Raw genomic sequence first — 17,352 nt, 5'->3', positions numbered from 1 at the left:
GATTGCACTACGACAGTGCAGAAAGCAGCAGGGCTCAAAGGGGCCACGATTGAGGACCAACGCCTCCTGTACCCCGCAGAGATCGAGGCCTACCGTGAGCGCAGGATTGACGAGGTTCGAAGGGAGCATGATGTTCGTGCGCGTGGTGATGGGCTACGACGGCTCGCTGGAGGCGAACGTTGCCATCGACGTGGGTGCACTGCTGTTCCCGGGGGCGCAGGCGCAGATCACCTATCTATGGGTTCCGCCCTTCGCCAGTGACAAGGTGCGTCGGCGGCTGCGCGCTCGCGCTCGCGACCTCGACGATCTCGTTGCATTGATCGAGCAGGAGGGCGAATGCGAGGCGCAGCGCCTCGTGTCAATGGGCGTGGCGTTGGCTCGTGACGCAGGATGGCAGGCGGAACCCTTGTTGAGGCGCACGTGGGGCGGCGAAGGATGGCGGATCGCGCAGATAGCCGAGGACGTCGACGCCGACGTCGTGCTGGTCGGCTCCAGGGGGCTCGGCGGAACACGGGCGCTGCTGGGCAGCGTGTCCGACGTCATCGTGCACTATTGCTCGCGCCCCATGGTCGTCGTTCCGCACCCGATGCTGTCCGGTGAGCACGCCGCGCTGTCGGATGGACCGCTGATCGTGGGCTGGGACGGCTCGGCTGGCGCCCAGTCGGCGTGTAGTGCGGCCATGAAGCTCTTTCCCAAACGCGATGTACTGCTCGTGTCCGTCGATGGCGACGCAGATGCGGCGGCGCCACCCGAGGCAGACGGAACCGGAGGTCGGGAAGTCCGCCACGTCAACGTGCATCGAGGCCATGGCCTACCTGCCAGCGGCATAGCCAATGCCCTCATCGCGGCGGCATCGGACCGCGACGCGGCAGCGATCGTCGTCGGATCGCGCGGCCGTTCGGCGATGCGGGAGATCTTCCTCGGCAGCGTCACGATGGCGACGCTGCACCACGCGGAACGACCTGTCGTGGTGGTTCCTGGCGAGTGGAGCGCGGGTTAGCCTCGAGACAGGGGGCGATCCGGGTCGTTGTCACGCCCCGCAGAGCCGTCGTCTTCTGCGAGCAGTTCGTGCAGCGCCTCTGACGTAGCGCGTGCTGCCGTGGAGAACGGCTCCAGCACAGTCTGAACACCCGCGGCGCGCAAGCTCTCGGCGTCGCGGTGGGTATGGGCAGTCAGGGCGATGGTGCCGTTGAATCCATGGTGCCGAAGACCATGCAGGAGCGCCAGATTCGTGTGGAGTATCGGGATGGCGCTGATTACGTATCTCGCCCGGCTCAGCGGCAGGGCCTCGAGCAGGTGCAGGTCCTCCGCGCTTCCGAACACGACGGTGATGCTGTCGCTCGAGTGCGTCTTCACCTGGTGCGGGTCGAAGTCCACTGCAAGGACACGGTGGCCGGCCCTGCTCAAACGGTCGGCCAGATGCCCTCCGAACCGGCCCAACCCATACAGGATGACATCGCAGTCGTCGGCCTCATCGGTCTTCGGTTCGCGCGGCCCTCTTCTCTCGAAGATCACCAGCCAACCCTTGACGCGCTCGTAGATCGACTCCGAATAGGTGATCAGGTAGGTCGAGATCGCGATGGTGATGAGACCAACCAGGGTGATCAGACCGACCGTCGCGTTGGTGATGTGGCCCAGGCTGAGCCCCAATGCCGCCAGGATCCAGGAGAACTCGGATATCTGACCGAGCGGCAACCCGGAATGGACGCTGACGCGCAACGGGTAACGCATCGCGGACATGATCACGATCACGATCAACGGTTTCCCGACCAACACGAGCACGGCGAGGACCACCGCTGGGACGATCTGGTTCCCGGCGTCGGTGAATTCGAGCCGCGAGCCGAGGTCCAGGAAGAAGAACAGCAGCAGGAAGTCGCGCAGGCTGGCGAGCCGGGCCCCCAGGGCGTCACGGAACGGCGTGCTCGCCAGGGATACCCCCGCCAAGAAGGCACCCACCTCCGAACTGAATCCAAGCCATTCGCTCGTCGCCGCCATCGACGCCGCATAGGAGACGCCGAAGAGGACCAGCAGGTCCTGCGATTGGGCGATGTGCGGCAGTAGCCACGGCAGGACGTAGCGCATCAATACCCAGGCTCCGCCCAGGAACCCCACGCCCTTCAGCAGAACGGCCGCCACTCCGTTGCCGAGACCGCCGCCGGTGTCCTGGCCGACTGCCGTCAGCGCAATCATCACGACCACGACGACCAAGTCCTGAACTATCAGGACTCCGACAGCGATGCGGCCGTGCAGTTGATCGAGTTCGCGCTTGTCGGACAACAACTTCACGATGATGATCGTCGACGAGAACGTCACTGCCATGGCGACGTAGAGCGCTGTGAGGCCGTCCATGCCGAATGCGATCGCAACGAGATAGCCGATCGTTGCGGTGGCCAAGACCTGACCCAGGCCGGTCACCAAGGCCACTGGTCCGGTGCCACGGATCATCTGCAGATCGAGCCGTAGGCCGACCAGGAAGAGCAAAAGTGCGATCCCGAATTCAGCCAGTAGTTCGATCGTGCTGTCAGCTGACACCCATCCGGTGCCCACGGGACCGACCGCGATGCCGACCACCAGGAACGCGACGATGAGGGGCTGGCGTAATCGAGCCACGATCAGTCCGGCGACGGTGGCGATGGCCAGTACGGCGGCCAGGGTGGCGAACGGGTGTAAATCCATGCTGGTCGTATCCTTTCACTACCACGCCACGGGCGAGAAGAGCACCTCGTCATCGCGATTGAAGGACCTGCGCCTCTGCCGCAGCAGCCAGCCGTCGTCGACCATGCATCCATGGAACGCTTGAGTCTGGAGCTGCGCACCGTACATCGAAGGATGGCGCGGGTGAAGTCCAGCGGACAACGGCAGGCCGCGTCGACACTGGTATCGGCCATGAACATGATTCCCTCCGCCGTGAGCATCACCGCGGATTTCGACACTGCTTCCGACGTCGACGAACTGGCCGCGGGTATCGAGCAAGCAGTCTGCAAGCTCGCCGCCGCCGCCGCGCAGTCGCAGTCGCAGGGATCCTCGACGTGATGCCGAGAGACCACGGGAGTAGAGAAATCGTCGTCGGCGTGGACGGGTCGTCATCATCGGACAGTGCAGTTCAATGGGCGGCGCGGGAGGCGGACCTACGTGACCTGACACTGCATCTCGTTCACGTCGTCACGCCCCTGACCGCCCCTGGCGCCGCCTGGTCGGACGCGCTGATGCCGGCGACATACGCCCGCAACGCCGAAGAGAGGGCCTACGAGATCGTCGAGAAGGCACGCGTGATCGCTACGGCCGCCACCACGGCTTCCAGCTGCACGCCGCAGGTCGACGTCGAGGTGCTCTACGGGGCGGTCACCGCTACCTTGATCGACCTGTCGGAGCAATCCGCCATGATCGTCACCGGATGCCTGGGCGTGGGTTCGGAGCCCGGAACGTTGCTCGGTCCCGTTGGCTCGAACCTCGTCCGCCACGCGCGGTGCCCCGTCGCCATCGTTCACGACGAATTGGATTGGTGCTCTTCGGCACCCGTGCTCGTGGGGGTCGACGGGTCGGGGTCGACGGACGTGGCCCTCGAGATCGCCTTCGAAGCAGCCTCGACTCGCCGGGTGGACCTCATCGCCTTGCACGCCTGGACCGACTTGAGCCCGCTAGACGTGCCACGGCTTGACTCGTCGCCCACCGAATGGAGCGCCCTGGAATCTCGCGAGGAGGCGGCGCTGGTCACCCGCCTGGCTCCGTGGGAGGAGCACTTCCCGTCCGTCGTCGTGCGTCCGATGGTGGTGTGCGATCGACCGATACCGCGGCTACTGCAGGAGGCTACGGACTCCCAGCTGGTGGTGGTCGGCGGTCACGCGCGTGACGGTTTCGCAGGCATGTGGCTCGGATCGGTCAGCAGCACGGTCGCGCGGCTGGCACGGGTACCCGTGATCATCGCGCGCAACTCGGGATCCTAGGTCGTCCCCTCGATTCCCGATGCGGGCGAGGTCATCGTGGCCTCACCACCGTCACCGGAATCCGCACCGTCTGTGCCACAGCGGAACTGACGGAACCAAGCGTCATCCCGGCGAAACCGCCCCGGCCGTGGCTGCCCACCACGACCAGCTGCGCATGACGGGACTCCTCGACGAGCCAGCGGGCTGGTGTCGCGCCTTCGAGCCGTCGTCGAACTTCGACCCCGGGATACCGCTGCTGCCAATCCTTCAGGCGGTCCTCGAGCACTTCGGCACCGATTCTCTCGTAGGCCGGTACGTCGATGCCCAGGGCCAATATTGCCCCGACGTCGCGCCAGGCGTGCACGGCGACGAGGCCAACCCCTCGATTGTGGGCCTCCTCGAACGCAAGACCCGTCGCCGCTTCGGAGGCCGGCGAACCGTCGATCCCCACGACGACGGGCAATGCGGAATCCGGTAGTCGACCGTCATCGGAGTGGACCACCGTGACGGGACCACGCGCGTGCCGAACCAACCCCGAACTGACCGATCCCATCAGCAACCGTCGGACGGCGCCCATCCCCCTGCTGCCGACTACCGTCATCCGTGCATCCTTCGACGCGTCGACCAGCGTCGGCAGGACACCCCAGTAGTGAACGACCGACACCACGTCGACGTGCTGATCGGACGTCTCGTCTCGGGACAGGACTTGCCGTGCCCTCTCGATGACCTTGGCTGCGTTCTCCCGGTCCCACTCGGTGACGATTGCCTCGACCGGGATCTTCGGCATCGGCGCAAGTGTCGGAGCCACGACGTGCATCAGCGTGATCGGGGTGTGCGTCAGCCGTGCCTCTTGGCCCGCCCACCGCACTGCCGCATCCGATTCGCTGGATCCGTCGACACCGACGAGGATTCCGTACCGCAGTGCTTCGTCATGCATGTCATGAACTCCGTTCGGTGACTGCTCTTCGTGTCAGACGCTATGCGCGCCCATCACCGGCGTGACAGGGTCGTTGGTCCTCCGGTAGCGGTGTCGCTCGTCCCCTGCCGATGGAAGATCCCCGGCGCCTGTCGTGCGAGACCGTTGGCACAGCTGGTCGCGTTCCGCTCGACGCTTCACGTCGAGCAGGAGTGCCCGTGTCACGAGAGCCCGCACGGGGCCGGCCAATTCGACTGCGACCACCTGCCCGGGGTGTCGTAGCGCGATTCTGCTTCGCACGAGTACGCGGCTCCACTGATCCCCATGCGGGAACACGCATACCGACCACGTGGCGTCGTCGTGGAAGCCCCTCGTCGTCGAACGCAACACGAGAGACGCGCCCTCGGACACGTCCGTCACTCGCAACGTCGCGCCGAGGCGCCTCGCCAACCGGTCTCGATCACGCAGGGTCTGCACCAACTCCGTCCACACCGTGTCGGCTGACGCATCCACCCACACGCCCTCGGTCGTTTGGACGGCCGGTGCGTGCACCAGGTCATCACCCGGCAGACGCGATCTGCACTCCCCCTTCGTCGTTCCCCAGTTGCGGTAGAACTGCCGCAGCCCGAGAAGCACTGCGAGGACCCCCATCGCCTTGACCACGTGCTTGACCATGACGCCAGCATCCGTCCGCGGCCGGATGCACACTAGGGCCGGTGGTCCTCATTGCCGCTGTGCTCGAGCCACTTGTAGATTGCGTCCGCCCCGATGACCACGGGGATGGCGACTGCGGCAAGCGCCAACGCAGCCAGACTGGGCGGCGCGTGCCCCAACAGCCGTGCGACCGCTCCACTAGGAGCAGACAAGCGAGTACCAGCAGTTCCGCGGCCACCGCTGCGATCAGCAGCGGGTTGGATCGAAGAGACACCGCCCACGCCGGGCGGGTCGTGCTGCGACAGGCGAAGGCGTTGGCAGCCTGGCCCAAGACGATGGCAACGAACGCCGCGCCTGAGGCCATCATCAGGGCATGGCCCGTGGGGAAGGGCATGCCTGGCCGCCATCCGTCGATGACGAACGAGCCGACGAAGGCGGCCATGGCGACCACCGCCTCGACGGCACCCAAGACGGCGAACGCTCGGAACAGCAGCTTCCCGTCGAGCAGGTGCCCACGAACCGGCGGCTTGTCGAGGGTGCGTTCGTCTGGCGGTTCGGCACCCAGTGCCAGCGCTGGGAACACGTCCGTACCGATGTCGAGCGCCAAGACTTGCAGGACCCCGATCGCGAGCGGAAAATTGCCGCCGCTCAAGGCCCACACTACGAATGGGGTGAGTTCGGCGACGTTGCCGGCGAGGTGGTAAGTCAGAAACCGTCTGATGTTGGCGAACGTCGACCGGCCCTGTTCGATCGCGGTGACGATCGTGCCGAAGTCGTCGTCGAGCAGGACGACGTCGGCCGCCTCGCGCGCCACGTCGGTTCCGCTCTTGCCCATCGCGACACCGATTGCGGCCTCCCGCAGCGCTGGTGCATCGTTGACGCCGTCGCCCGTCATGGCCACGACGTGCCCACGGCGTTGCAGCGCGCGGGCGATACTGAGCTTCGTCTCGGGGTCGACTCTCGCGACCACGAGCCCGTCATGATCGAGGACGTCTCCGAGTTCACCGGGATCGGTGGGAAGTTCGCTCGCGAGCAGCGCCGTGCGCCCCGTCGACAGTCCAGCCTCCCGAGCGATGGCCTCGGCGGTTGCAGGATGGTCACCGGTGATCATCGCCACCCGGATGCCAGCTCGGCGGCACTGGGCCATGACGTCTCCGACGCCCGGCCGGGGCGGGTCTTCGAAGGCGAGCAGTCCGAGTAGTTCGAGATCACATTCGGCGGCATCGGGTGACGACGGCACGTCCTCTGCCTCGCCCAGTTCGCGGGTGGCGACGGCCAGCACGCGCAGACCGCGTCGGGCGAGCCGGCCCAGAGCGTCCGCGGCGCCGGGAACGTTCTGGCACAACGGAAGGATCGCGTCCGGGGCTCCCTTGACCATCACGGTGCGGCCGGCGACCACCGACGTGCGACGACGTCGAGCGTCGAACGAGAACCGTTGCACGACAGCGTCGTCGTCCACCCCGACGGCCTGCACACCGACACGCCGCGTCAAGGCATCCACCGCAGCGTCCATCGGATCGCCGCGCGGCAACCACGCGCCGTCGACCAGCTCTATCCGACCCGACGAACACCGTGCGGCCGCCATCGCCACCCGTCTGGTCTCCCAGCGGGCGTCATCCGAATCACCGCGAATCGTCCCCGACGGTTCGTATCCGACGCCCTCTATGGTGGCGCTGCCATGCGGCGTCCACACCTCGACGACCGCCATGCGGTTCTGCGTGAGGGTGCCGGTCTTGTCCGTACAGATGAAGGTCGTCGACCCGAGTGTTTGCACGGCCTCCAAATGTCGAACCAGCGCATGGTGGTGGGCCATTCGCTGTGCCCCCATGGCCAGGGACAGCGTGACAGTCGGCAACAAACCCTCGGGGACGAGGGCCACCGTCACTCCCACCGCGAAGAGTAAGCCGTCGGACGGTGGCATGCCGACCAGGAGTGCGATGCAGTAGAACGAGGCGCCGACAGCGATGGCTACCAGCGCGATCAGCCGTGATACGCGCGTCAGTTCGCGCCGCAGCGGCGTCTGGGTGAACCGGCGTGCCGAGGCCAGGGTGGCGATTCCGGCCAGTCGGGTACGCGCACCCGTCGCCGTGACGCGCACCCGCCCTTGACCTTCGACGACGAAGCACCCTGCGAAGACGGTGTCTGACGGGCACGGGTGTTCGGGCACGCTCTCGCCGGTCATCGCCGACGTGTCGACGGACAGTGTCGAGGCTTCGATGACGCTGGCATCGGCCGAGATCCGGTCTCCTTCACTGAGTAACACGACGTCGTCGACCACCAACTGGTCGGCGCCGACGACCTGTGGCCGGCCATCCCGCAGTACCGTGGCTTGGCGGGGCAACATCCGCCGGAGGCCTTCGGCAGCGTGCTGAGCGCGCTCCTCCTGCGCAAAGGCGAAGACGCCATTGAGTACGACGACGACGAAGATGGCGATGCCGAGTTGTGGCAAGCCTGCGACGAAGGCCAATCCGCCCGCCGCCCAAAAGAGCAACGCGAAGAAGTGGACCATCTCCGCAGCGAGGCGCCGCCACCACGGCGTACCGGGCGGGCGCGGAAGCTGGTTGGGCCCCTCGGCCTCCAGCTTCGCCGCGGCCTGCGCCGAACTCAGACCGGGGTTCGACGCGGTCTGCGTTCCAGGAGGTGGCACTGCGGATCCTTCTGAGGGTCTTCGACTCGTGCGCACGGCTAGGTCGGGCTGAACGCGGCAGACGCGTCCGTGATTTGGGCGTCAGACCTCGCTGGCGTGAGTTCGGACGACACTCATGCCACCACCTGACCGGGTATGGGAGCAGGGCCTGAAGTCCTCGCGGAATGGCACTTCGGTCACGTGGCGGTGCTCGCCAGCGTTGCGGCTCCGCAAATCCCCCTCCGTTAGCGGCAGATGACAGCCGTCAGTGGGATCGACGACCAGTTCTGCCTGTCCCGGTTCGGGGCCGCAAATAGAGCGTAAGGTTTGACATGCGCACGCGGAGGGGATGTCGTGAAGTTCGAAGAATCTAGAACAGCGCTGACGGATCTGGGCAAACTCAATCTGGTTCAGGAAATACACCAGCAACTCGACGAGCTTCAGGGTGCTCGGGTCCAGACCGAGAAACTCCTGCACGTCATCATGGGCATCAGTTCGGACCTCGATCTGGACGCCACTCTCGATCGCATAGCCAAGGCCGCTATCGAGTTGACGGGCGCTCGATACGGCGCCCTGGGCGTTCGCGACAGTGGCGGCGCCCTCTCATCGTTCCTGCACCAGGGCATCGACCCGGAACTCGTCCGGTCCATTGGACCGCTTCCGGTCGGCAAGGGCGTCCTGGGCGTCCCGCTGGAGGACGCACCGGCGTTGCGCCTCGACGACCTGGCCCACCACCCCGCGGCAGCAGGCTTCCCGCCGCACCATCCCCCCATGCATGCCTTTCTCGGCGTTCCGATCACCATCCGCGGCGAGGTGTACGGCAGCCTCTACGTCACCCATGCCGAACCAGGGCAGAAGTTCTCCGAGAGCGACGAAGTCTCGGTACGGGTGCTGGCATCTGCAGCGGCGGTGGCCATCGACAACGCGCGGTTGTTCGAGCGGGTGCGCGCCGCAGGCACCTGGACGCAAGCCAGTCGCGAGATCAGTACTGCGCTGCTGTCGGGCGCCAAGGGATCCGAGAACCCCTTACGACTCATCGCCGAACGCGCCCGCGACCTCACCGGGGCCGAACAGGCCATCGTCCTGGTGCCAGAAGAAGATCCGGATGACGGCGCTCAGACACTCGTCGTCTCGGCGGCGATCGGACTCCATGCCGAGGACGTCGTCGGTCGGCGCGTCCCGGTCGACTCGTCGACAAGTGGTGGTGTCTTCCTCACCGGCCTGCCCATCATCACCGAGTCGTTCCTGCACCCGATTCAGTCCTTCACCGACGTCGGTCAGCGCCCCGCGATCGTCATGCCCTTGAGTGCCGACGACTCGGTGATTGGGGTGATCGTCGTCGCGCGCCGCCAAGACGACACCCCGTTCGATCCCTCCTACCTCGATCTCGTCAGCGACTTCGCCCGCCACGCGGCCCTCGCGCTCACTCTCGCGTCGGCCCGCGCGCGCGAACGAGAACTCACCGTGCTCAACGACCGCGAGCGCATCGCGCACGACCTGCACGACCACGTGATCCAGAGATTGTTCGCCGCAGGTCTGGACCTCCAGGGCACCATCGCGCGATCGAAGGCGCCAGAGGTCAACGAGCGCCTCTCTCGAACGCTGGACGACCTGCAATCGACGATCGAGACGATCAGGACGACCATATTCGAATTGCAGTCCCCGGCGGCCTCAGCCGATCTCCGGGTCCGGCTCCGTGCCCTCGTATCCGACCTGGTGGGCGATAGCGGGATCTCCACCACGGTGCGGGTGGTGGGCCCGGTGGGCGGGCTTACCGGCCACATCGCGGAGAATGCCGAGGCGGTTGCCACCGAGGCCATCAGCAACGCAGTGCGGCACTCCAATGCCTCACACGTCTCGGTGACCGTGACGGTGCGCGACGAGTTCACTCTGGAGGTCGCCGACGATGGAGGCGGCATCCCGGAGGACAATCCACGGCGCAGCGGATTGGCCAACATGCAGCGGCGAGCCGAACTGCTCGGCGGCGACTGCACCGTCGACTCCGGGCCGGACACGGGAACCCTCGTACGGTGGTCGGTTCCCGTGCTCGCGGACTGACCGACTGTTACTCGAACGGACCGCCAGTCATGGTCCGGATGACCTCGTCGATCGGTCGCCGTGGTGTGGCAGGCAACGGGTCGGCACCGACTGGCGCCCAGCCGATGCGGATCATCATCTGCGGATGGGCTTCGTCGCCGAACACCTCGGAGCGAAGAGCGTTTCGGGTCTCGTCGATCTCGAGGGGTTCCGTCACCGGGCAGCTGGCGAGCCCACCGATGGTGCTCGTCAACAGCGCCATACTGGTCGCCTCGCCGGCTCGCAGACGAGCCGTTGCGTCGTCGTCATCCGTGCCCAGCGCCAGGACCAGGCCGTGATCGTCGTCGGCCGTGGCGCCGGGCGGCTGCGCGAGCGCGGGTCCGGCGAACAGCCGACTCGGTAGTGCCGCAGCCCCGTCGGACTCCGGGACGCTGCGCGCCGGCACACCGGCGGTCGACGAGTAACGACCACTCCACGTCGTCAGCTCGCTCAGGTACTCGGCGTCGTGGGCGTGCAACCACACGGCCTCGGCGATGATGGCCCTGACGTCGATCGTCGGATCGACGTGGCGCAACAGCACCCCCATCCGCGCGAGTCTCATGCCGATCGTGGCCACATCAGTGTGCGGCACCGGCCAATGGCTGAAGTACCGGCGGTCGGTGCGGCGGCGCGGGATTGCGGCGGCGAGGGAGACGTCCAACTCACTTGGTTCGGTCCTCGTCAACTCGATTGCGGCAAGATGATCGGGGGCTGCTCCGTTCGGCAACCGGTGCACTTTGGACTGCCAGCCCAGGGCGGCGAAGGCCACCGTGGCGTGGTGCAGCGACGCGCCACAGCTGATCAGGAGGTCACGACCATCGGGGTCGGTCCGCGGCAGACGTCGGTCGGCGTCGGCGTACAAGTGGATGCTTCGATCGCCGACCCGCCACTGCCAGGGTTGCGAATTGTGCACCGAGGGAGCACGGGTGGCCAACGACAGCGCCGTGCGAATCGTGGCGGTATCGGGGAAATGCGCGGTCATGTCGTGCGGCGCTCCTGTGCGAAGGGTGTTGATCCAATTGCCACTATCGCGCCATCGAGACGACGTCCACAGAGCCCGAAGTCCCCAACACCGGGGACTCCCGTCTCCGGCCGCCCGATCACGCGCCGACCATCACGGGGCAGTCGAGATGCTGCCACGCGAGTTCGACACTGGGATGTACCACGGTTCCGACGTCGTGCAGTTCACGGTCCGGTGCGATGAAGAGTGCTATCCGGTCCCGGTTTTCGACGAGGTAGGTACCGAGATCGCGCTCCGGAACGACTTCGATGTCGAGTCCGGGATATCGCCGCGTCAGGCGATCCAGTTCGCACTGCAGTCGGTCGCCGAACTCACGACTGGGCGTCGTCGACTGTTGGCTCGGCGTCGTCCAACTCGGCAAGAGGTGAAGGGCGCAATGCCGGAGGTGAGCTTCGGCGCCCGCCCGCGACAGCACCTCCGCCAACTTGGGTTCGAAGTCGAGCCGAGCGACGATCACGCCCTGCCGCAAGGGGTCGCCGCGAACGACGACCACGGGACACGTCGACTTCAGAATGACCTCCGTCGCCGTGCCCGTGCGATGACCTAGATGTGCCACCCGCGCGCCGTTCGATCCGATGCACGTGATCACTGCTTCCTGCCTCGTCAGCGCCGATGCCACGGGCCCGCGTATCACCTCACGGGTGACGATCGAAATGTCGGCTGCCTTGCGCGCCTGCGCCTCCGCAGTTCGCAACGCGGCATTGGCGATTCGTTCTGCACGGCGCGGATCCGAGACCGCCGCGCACGCCTGTTCCGAGGGGTCCACCGCATACACCAACCGAAGCGGTATGCCCCGCGCTGCGGCTTCGACGGCAGCCCATTGGGCGGCCTTGAACCCTCCAGGCAAACCGTCGATGCCGGCGACCACTCCCGACCGGCCACGGGGAGTTCGCCAAATTCGCCTCCACGCGTCCGCCGGGTCGACCGAATCCCAAAGGGCCCTCGCGACCACGTACATTCGGCGACGATCACACTGCGCGTAAGCGGTGTGGTGGTCGACCGTCATGCTATGTCCGAGTGCGAGTGGGTGGTCGCGCTTGATCCTGCCGATGCGCGAGATCGATCGATGGCCGCCTGCAGCGACGTCAGCCTTTCACGCTCCTCGGCATCCTTCGCCGCCTGGTCGGCGGCCGTCACGACGACGGCGTCGGATCCAGGGAACACCAGGGCTTCGCCGCCCGTCTGTAGCCAGCGGACGACGTAGGGTGGTGCGCCATCGCGGGAGCGGACGTCGGTGATCAATCCGCGTTGCTCGTGCTGTCCGTTGGTACGGCCCTTCATGACGAGCCAGTCCCCCGTCTTCGCCTTCACGCCGGACTCCTTCTGCTAGTTCACTTGCATCGACCCTGCCCTGGCCCGGTTGACTCGCACAGAGCTCAACTGCCCCCCGAGCAAGGTCCAAGGACCATTGATCACGCCCTTACGCCGTGTCCCCATCCCGAGAACGGCGAAATGCGGCAACGGCGGTCGGCAGGGTCATGAACAAGCGGTCGCATCCGATGTCCTCGAGGATGCCTGCAGCCTGCAACGCCGCGCGCAGGTCCTGCTTCACACGCGCCATGGCGAACACGATGCCTCTACGACCACACTCGCGCCGAAGCTGTTCGAGGGCATCCATCGCCGTCATGTCGACCTCGACATTGGCCTCGGCGTTCAAGACGAACCACCGCACCGGCGAGGGTGACTCGTCGACGGCCGCCATCGCACGGCGCCGGAAGTCATCGGCGTTGGCGAAGCAGAGTGGTGCATCGTAGCGATACACCACGAGCCCGGGTATGAGTTCGGCCTGGGGGTAATCGTCGACGTCGTGCATCCCGGCGACCCCCGGCACCAGACCCTGGACGCTGTCGTGGGCGCGAGCCAGGCGCCGCAAGAGGTCGAGGATCGACAAGACGACGGCCGCGAGCACCCCGTTGAGCACTCCGAACACCGGCACGGAGATCGCCGTGATCAACGCCAGAACGAGTTCGCTGCGCCGGAATCGCGCGAGCCGGCGGAATTCCCCAACGTCCACGAGTTTGACGGCTGCGTACACGACCAGCGCTCCCAGCGCCGCCGAGGGGATCGAACCCACCAGACCACGGCCCGACATCGCTACGCCGAGGACGATGATCACGATCACCACCGAGTACACCTGCGTACGTGCGCCGGCGGCCACTCCGAGTGCGGTGCGGCTGGCACTGGAACTCACGGGGAATCCCCGCAGGAACCCCACCGCCACGTTGGCCAGTCCGAGCGCACGCAACTCGGCATTGGCGTCGACGTCGTCACCGGTTCTCGCCGCGAATCCCCTGGCCGTCAGGACGTCGTCGGAGAAGGCTACGATCGCGATGCCCAGTGCAGGAACGATGAGTTCGCGCAACGCATCCGACGAAACGATTGGCAGACCGGGCAGTGAGAGTCCAGAGGGTGTCGCACCGATCACGTCGATACCGTGCTGGGAAAGCGCGAGGACGGAGACGACGACGGTCGCGCCCACGATGCCCAGCAGTGGTCCGGGCGCACGCGGCGACACACGCTCGACGATCAGCAGGAACGCGAGCGACCCGGCGCTGAGAAGCACCGTGGGCCAATGCACATCGGTCACGTGTGCGACGAGGTTGCGAAACTGGGCCAGCACGTCGCCGTGGGTCGAGGCAACCCCGATGACGATGCTCGACTGGCTCACCACCATGACGATCGCGATCCCGGCCATGTAGCCCACCAACACCGGCTTCGAGAGCAGCCCGGCCAGGAATCCGAAACCGAGTAGACCGGCTGCACCACAGAAGACGCCGACGAGCAGGGTCAGTGCAGCGGCGCAAGCGACGTACGTCGCCGGATCACCATCGGCGACGACCACCGCCAACGTCGAGGACGTCATCAACGCGGTAGTCGACTCCGGGCCAATGGACAGTTGGCGAGACGAGCCGAAAACGGCGTACACCAGCAAGGCCGGTAGGGCGGTCCACAGGCCCACCGCGGGGTTCAGCCCGGCGAGCGTGGCATAGGCCAAGCTCTGCGGCACGAGATACGCGGCGACGCTCAGCCCAGCTAGGAGATCGTCCCGGAGCCACGACCTCTGGTAGCCGCGAAGGTTGAGCAACCCTGGTGTCCAACGGCTCCATCGGTCGAATGCCCAGGGTGCCGCTCGGGCGCTACCGGAGCGTCCATCGTGAGACGACGATGCCGTCATCCCGAATTCTGTGACGACGCGCCGGAAATTGCTGCCAATCTGAGCCGTTCACCGTCACGCCGATCTCGATCCTGCGCCGCCCGCAGCATCCTCGTGCTCCGGTTCAGCGTAAGCGGGATGAGGTGCGAGGTGATCACTGCGCTGTGCGCCAGATCCCGGTACGCCCCGCGCACCACGGCCTCGACCTCCGGTCGCGAACGGTCGGGAAACTTCGCACCGACCGCTGCGACGACCGCCTCCAACTCGTCGCGGACCATTTCGCCCATGCATTCCAGGGCGGTGTCACCGATCGGGTCGTCGTATGCACTCACGGCTGGCTCCTCTAAAACGATGTTCGGCTCCCACGTGGTGGGGCATTGAACAAGCTAGCCCGCGCTGACGAGGTCGACTTAGGGCCGAAGTGCCCTGCACGGCACCAACCCAAGTGCCATCAGGCCCTAGCCGTGACGGGCCGACGCACCGAGGATCGACGGCATGTCAGTGGAGAAGACCGCGGCGCGCGACGTCGTGAGAGTCATGAACAAGCACGTCCTCAACCCGGCAATGCTGCACCTGGCGGGGCGAAAGTACTTCTACGCCTCGACCATTCACCACGAGGGGCGCCGCAGCGGCACGGAGTACCGAACACCCGTGGTTGCCGAGCGGGTCGCCGACGGCTTCCTGGTTCCGCTGCCGTACGGGGAGCGCGTTGACTGGGTCCGAAACCTGTTGGCGAACGGTCACGGCACGCTCGACCACGATGGCCAGACGCACTCGATTGCCGCTCCGACGATCGTCCGTGCTTCGACTGCGGTCGCCGAACTCCCCCCGCGGAAACGGCGCACCTTCGAGCGGGTGGGCGTGAAGTCCTACCTCCACCTCAATCTGGACGACGAGTGAACGATGACGTCTCGACTCCGTCGGCCTACTGACGGCCGATGCATGACCACGTGACGGCGCGAAGAATGGCCGCGTGGCGCGTTCGCTCGCCAGGCCCGATCTCCACGCATCCTCTCGACTACGTCGTCACCGCGATCCCCGAGCCTGGCGAGGGAGAAGTGCTCATCGCAGTGACGGCATGCGGGGTGTGCCGCACGGACTTGCACGTCGTCGAGGGCGACCTTCCGGTACACCGACCATACGTCGTCCCAGGACACGAGGTGGTCGGCGAGGTGGTGGGGCTGGGTCCCAGCGTCGGATCGGACATCGCCATCGGTGATCGCGTCGGGGTGGCATGGCTGCGGCACACCTGCGGGCAATGCCGCTTCTGCGTACGAGACGCGGAGAACCTCTGTCCCCGTTCGACGTACACGGGTTGGGACGCCGACGGCGGGTACGCTGAATTCATCACTGCGCCAGCCGCATACGTGCATTCACTACCTTCCCACTACACGGACGTCGAACTCGCCCCGCTGCTGTGTGCAGGCATCATCGGCTTCCGGTCATTGCGCCGTGCTCAACTCCCACTGGGCGGCCGGCTCGGCATCTACGGCTTCGGCGGCAGCGCACACATCACCGCTCAGGTTGCCCTGGCCCAAGGTGCGGAAGTGCACGTGATGACGCGGGGAGACCAGGCACGTGAACTCGCCCTCGCGTTGGGCGCTGCATCCGCGCAAGGAGCCGCCGACCCACCGCCGGTGCTGCTCGACTCAGCCATCCTCTTCGCTCCAGCGGGTGAGTTGGTCCTACCGGCGCTCGAAGCGCTCGACCGCGGCGGCACGCTGGCCATCGCGGGCATCCATCTCAGCGACGTGCCGCAGCTGAATTACCAACGTCACCTGTTCCAAGAACGACAGATCCGCTCCGTGTCCTCGAATACCCGAGAAGACGCGCGGGAGTTCCTGTCCTTTGCGGACCTGCACCACATCGAGGTAACGGGGCTCCCTTACGCGCTGGATCGCGCCGACGAGGCGCTGAACGACCTCAGTTCGGGACGCATCGCGGGTGCCGCGGTCCTCGTTCCCTGATGTGACGCGTCATCGCGGACGGACGACGATCACCGCGCTCCGCGCGCCATGTGCCACTGCCGAGCCGACGGAACCGAGAAGCAGGCCGGCGAATCCACCGCGCCCATGACTGCCGACGACCAACAATTGAGCCGACGCGGACTGGTCGATGAGCTGCTGCGTGGGGCCACACTCGACGACGACCCGTTCCACGGCGACGTCGGGGTATCGCTCTGACCAACCGGCAAGTCGTTCGGCGAGGATCTCCTCGGCCTCGATCCGAAGGTTCCGCCAGTCGAGCCCGGGGATGGTGCCGACGCGATCGAGCCACGCATGCACGGCGACGAGGCCGACGCGGCGACGCGATGCCTCGTCGAAGGCGACCGCGATGGCGAGTTCGGATGCGGGCGAACCGTCCACGCCTACCACCACCGGGGCGTCCGTCGGCGTGCTCGTCGGCGCAGCCTCTGCGTGGATGACGGCGACGGGTCCATGAGCGTGGTGGAGCAGGCCGGTACTCACCGACCCGAGGATCAGACCTTCGATCTTGCCGACGCCCCGGCAGCCGATCACGACCAAGTCGGCGTCCTTCGACATGTCCGCAAGCGTGCGGACGGTCCGCCCTTCGAGCATGTGCTGACGCACGGGTACCCGCAGCGTCTCACGAGCGGCTTCGGTCACCGAATCGACGGCATCGCGCATGATCTCCTCGCCGCGTCGATCCCTCATCTCGACGAAGTCCTCGGGAATGGGAACGTCGATCCAGGTCGCGGTGTCGATGGGCGCCAGCACGTGCACGATGGTCAGCGGGACGTCCCGGATGTTCGCATCGTGTGCTGCCCAGTCGAGGGCCGCCAGTGACTCCGGTGAGCCGTCGACGCCTACGACGACTCCATGCGGACCTCCGGGAAGACCAAGTGACTTCATGTCGTTCTCCTTCTCTTTTCGACGACGCTATTGCGCTGCGACTTTCGTCATCTGGAGGCCTTGGTCACCGAGGGGTTGGCCAAAGGACCCTGCTCGGGCGAGCTGGGTG

General features: G+C 66.3%; 15 protein-coding genes. 6 read left to right on the top strand and 9 right to left on the bottom strand.

The window, feature by feature from the left end:
* Positions 1-130 precede the first annotated feature (130 nt).
* Positions 131-1,000 carry a universal stress protein gene (locus LOK44_RS00355; RefSeq protein ID WP_237568901.1) on the top strand — a complete coding sequence of 290 codons (870 nt, stop codon included), beginning with the start codon at positions 131-133 and terminating at the stop codon, positions 998-1,000.
* On the opposite strand, the gene LOK44_RS00350 is transcribed toward LOK44_RS00355, so the two are convergent.
* On the bottom strand, positions 997-2,676 hold the full coding sequence (locus tag LOK44_RS00350; protein WP_237568004.1) for a cation:proton antiporter: 1,680 nt from the start codon (positions 2,674-2,676) through the stop codon (positions 997-999). The two genes, LOK44_RS00355 and LOK44_RS00350, sit on opposite strands and share 4 nt — an antisense overlap.
* A gap of 111 nt (positions 2,677-2,787) precedes the next feature.
* Here LOK44_RS00350 and LOK44_RS00345 point away from each other — a divergent pair, with 111 nt between their 5' ends.
* Together LOK44_RS00345 and LOK44_RS00340 are read left to right on the top strand one after the other, a co-directional pair.
* Complete coding sequence (locus tag LOK44_RS00345) at positions 2,788-3,033, top strand: hypothetical protein (protein WP_237568003.1); 246 nt, start codon at positions 2,788-2,790, stop codon at positions 3,031-3,033.
* On the top strand, positions 3,033-3,944 hold the full coding sequence (locus tag LOK44_RS00340; RefSeq protein WP_237568002.1) for a universal stress protein: 912 nt from the start codon (positions 3,033-3,035) through the stop codon (positions 3,942-3,944). Before LOK44_RS00345 ends, LOK44_RS00340 begins: the two co-directional genes overlap by 1 nt.
* A 31-nt stretch (positions 3,945-3,975) precedes the next feature.
* Here the strand turns inward: LOK44_RS00340 and LOK44_RS00335 are convergent, their stop codons facing one another.
* Entirely contained in the window at positions 3,976-4,860 is an 885-nt protein-coding gene (locus tag LOK44_RS00335; protein ID WP_237568001.1) for a universal stress protein, read from the bottom strand.
* Between the two features lie 538 nt (positions 4,861-5,398).
* Complete coding sequence (locus LOK44_RS00325) at positions 5,399-8,140, bottom strand: cation-translocating P-type ATPase (protein ID WP_308192681.1); 2,742 nt, start codon at positions 8,138-8,140, stop codon at positions 5,399-5,401.
* A gap of 384 nt (positions 8,141-8,524) precedes the next feature.
* On the opposite strand from LOK44_RS00325, the gene LOK44_RS00320 reads away from it, so the two are divergent.
* Positions 8,525-10,177, top strand: a complete 1,653-nt coding sequence (locus tag LOK44_RS00320; protein ID WP_372481174.1) for a GAF domain-containing sensor histidine kinase — start codon at positions 8,525-8,527, stop codon at positions 10,175-10,177.
* Between the two features lie 7 nt (positions 10,178-10,184).
* Here LOK44_RS00320 and LOK44_RS00315 read toward each other — a convergent pair whose 3' ends face one another.
* The 5 genes from LOK44_RS00315 to LOK44_RS00295 form a co-directional block, all read right to left on the bottom strand.
* Entirely contained in the window at positions 10,185-11,177 is a 993-nt protein-coding gene (locus tag LOK44_RS00315) for an Acg family FMN-binding oxidoreductase (RefSeq protein WP_237567999.1), read from the bottom strand.
* A 118-nt stretch (positions 11,178-11,295) separates the two neighbouring features.
* Positions 11,296-12,174, bottom strand: coding sequence for a universal stress protein (locus LOK44_RS00310; protein WP_237567998.1), 879 nt, complete (start codon positions 12,172-12,174; stop codon positions 11,296-11,298).
* Positions 12,175-12,218: 44 nt separating this feature from the next.
* Positions 12,219-12,527, bottom strand: a complete 309-nt coding sequence (locus tag LOK44_RS00305) for a DUF1918 domain-containing protein (protein ID WP_237567997.1) — start codon at positions 12,525-12,527, stop codon at positions 12,219-12,221.
* A gap of 109 nt (positions 12,528-12,636) precedes the next feature.
* A complete protein-coding gene (locus LOK44_RS00300) occupies positions 12,637-14,301 on the bottom strand; it encodes a SulP family inorganic anion transporter (protein WP_237567996.1) in 1,665 nt (554 codons plus the stop codon).
* Between the two features lie 86 nt (positions 14,302-14,387).
* On the bottom strand, positions 14,388-14,702 hold the full coding sequence (locus LOK44_RS00295) for a three-helix bundle dimerization domain-containing protein (RefSeq protein WP_237567995.1): 315 nt from the start codon (positions 14,700-14,702) through the stop codon (positions 14,388-14,390).
* A gap of 163 nt (positions 14,703-14,865) precedes the next feature.
* Here LOK44_RS00295 and LOK44_RS00290 point away from each other — a divergent pair, with 163 nt between their 5' ends.
* Both LOK44_RS00290 and LOK44_RS00285 read left to right on the top strand, forming a co-directional pair.
* On the top strand, positions 14,866-15,270 hold the full coding sequence (locus tag LOK44_RS00290; RefSeq protein ID WP_237567994.1) for a nitroreductase/quinone reductase family protein: 405 nt from the start codon (positions 14,866-14,868) through the stop codon (positions 15,268-15,270).
* A 65-nt stretch (positions 15,271-15,335) separates the two neighbouring features.
* A complete protein-coding gene (locus LOK44_RS00285; RefSeq protein ID WP_249782839.1) occupies positions 15,336-16,337 on the top strand; it encodes a zinc-binding alcohol dehydrogenase family protein in 1,002 nt (333 codons plus the stop codon).
* A gap of 9 nt (positions 16,338-16,346) precedes the next feature.
* On the opposite strand, the gene LOK44_RS00280 is transcribed toward LOK44_RS00285, so the two are convergent.
* Positions 16,347-17,243, bottom strand: a complete 897-nt coding sequence (locus LOK44_RS00280; RefSeq protein ID WP_237567992.1) for a universal stress protein — start codon at positions 17,241-17,243, stop codon at positions 16,347-16,349.
* Positions 17,244-17,352: the final 109 nt, after the last annotated feature.

The sequence above is a fragment of the Mycolicibacterium lacusdiani genome (genome assembly GCF_021916785.1).
Classification (GTDB): domain Bacteria; phylum Actinomycetota; class Actinomycetes; order Mycobacteriales; family Mycobacteriaceae; genus Mycobacterium; species Mycobacterium lacusdiani.
This window is presented reverse-complemented; position numbering and strand designations above follow the sequence as displayed.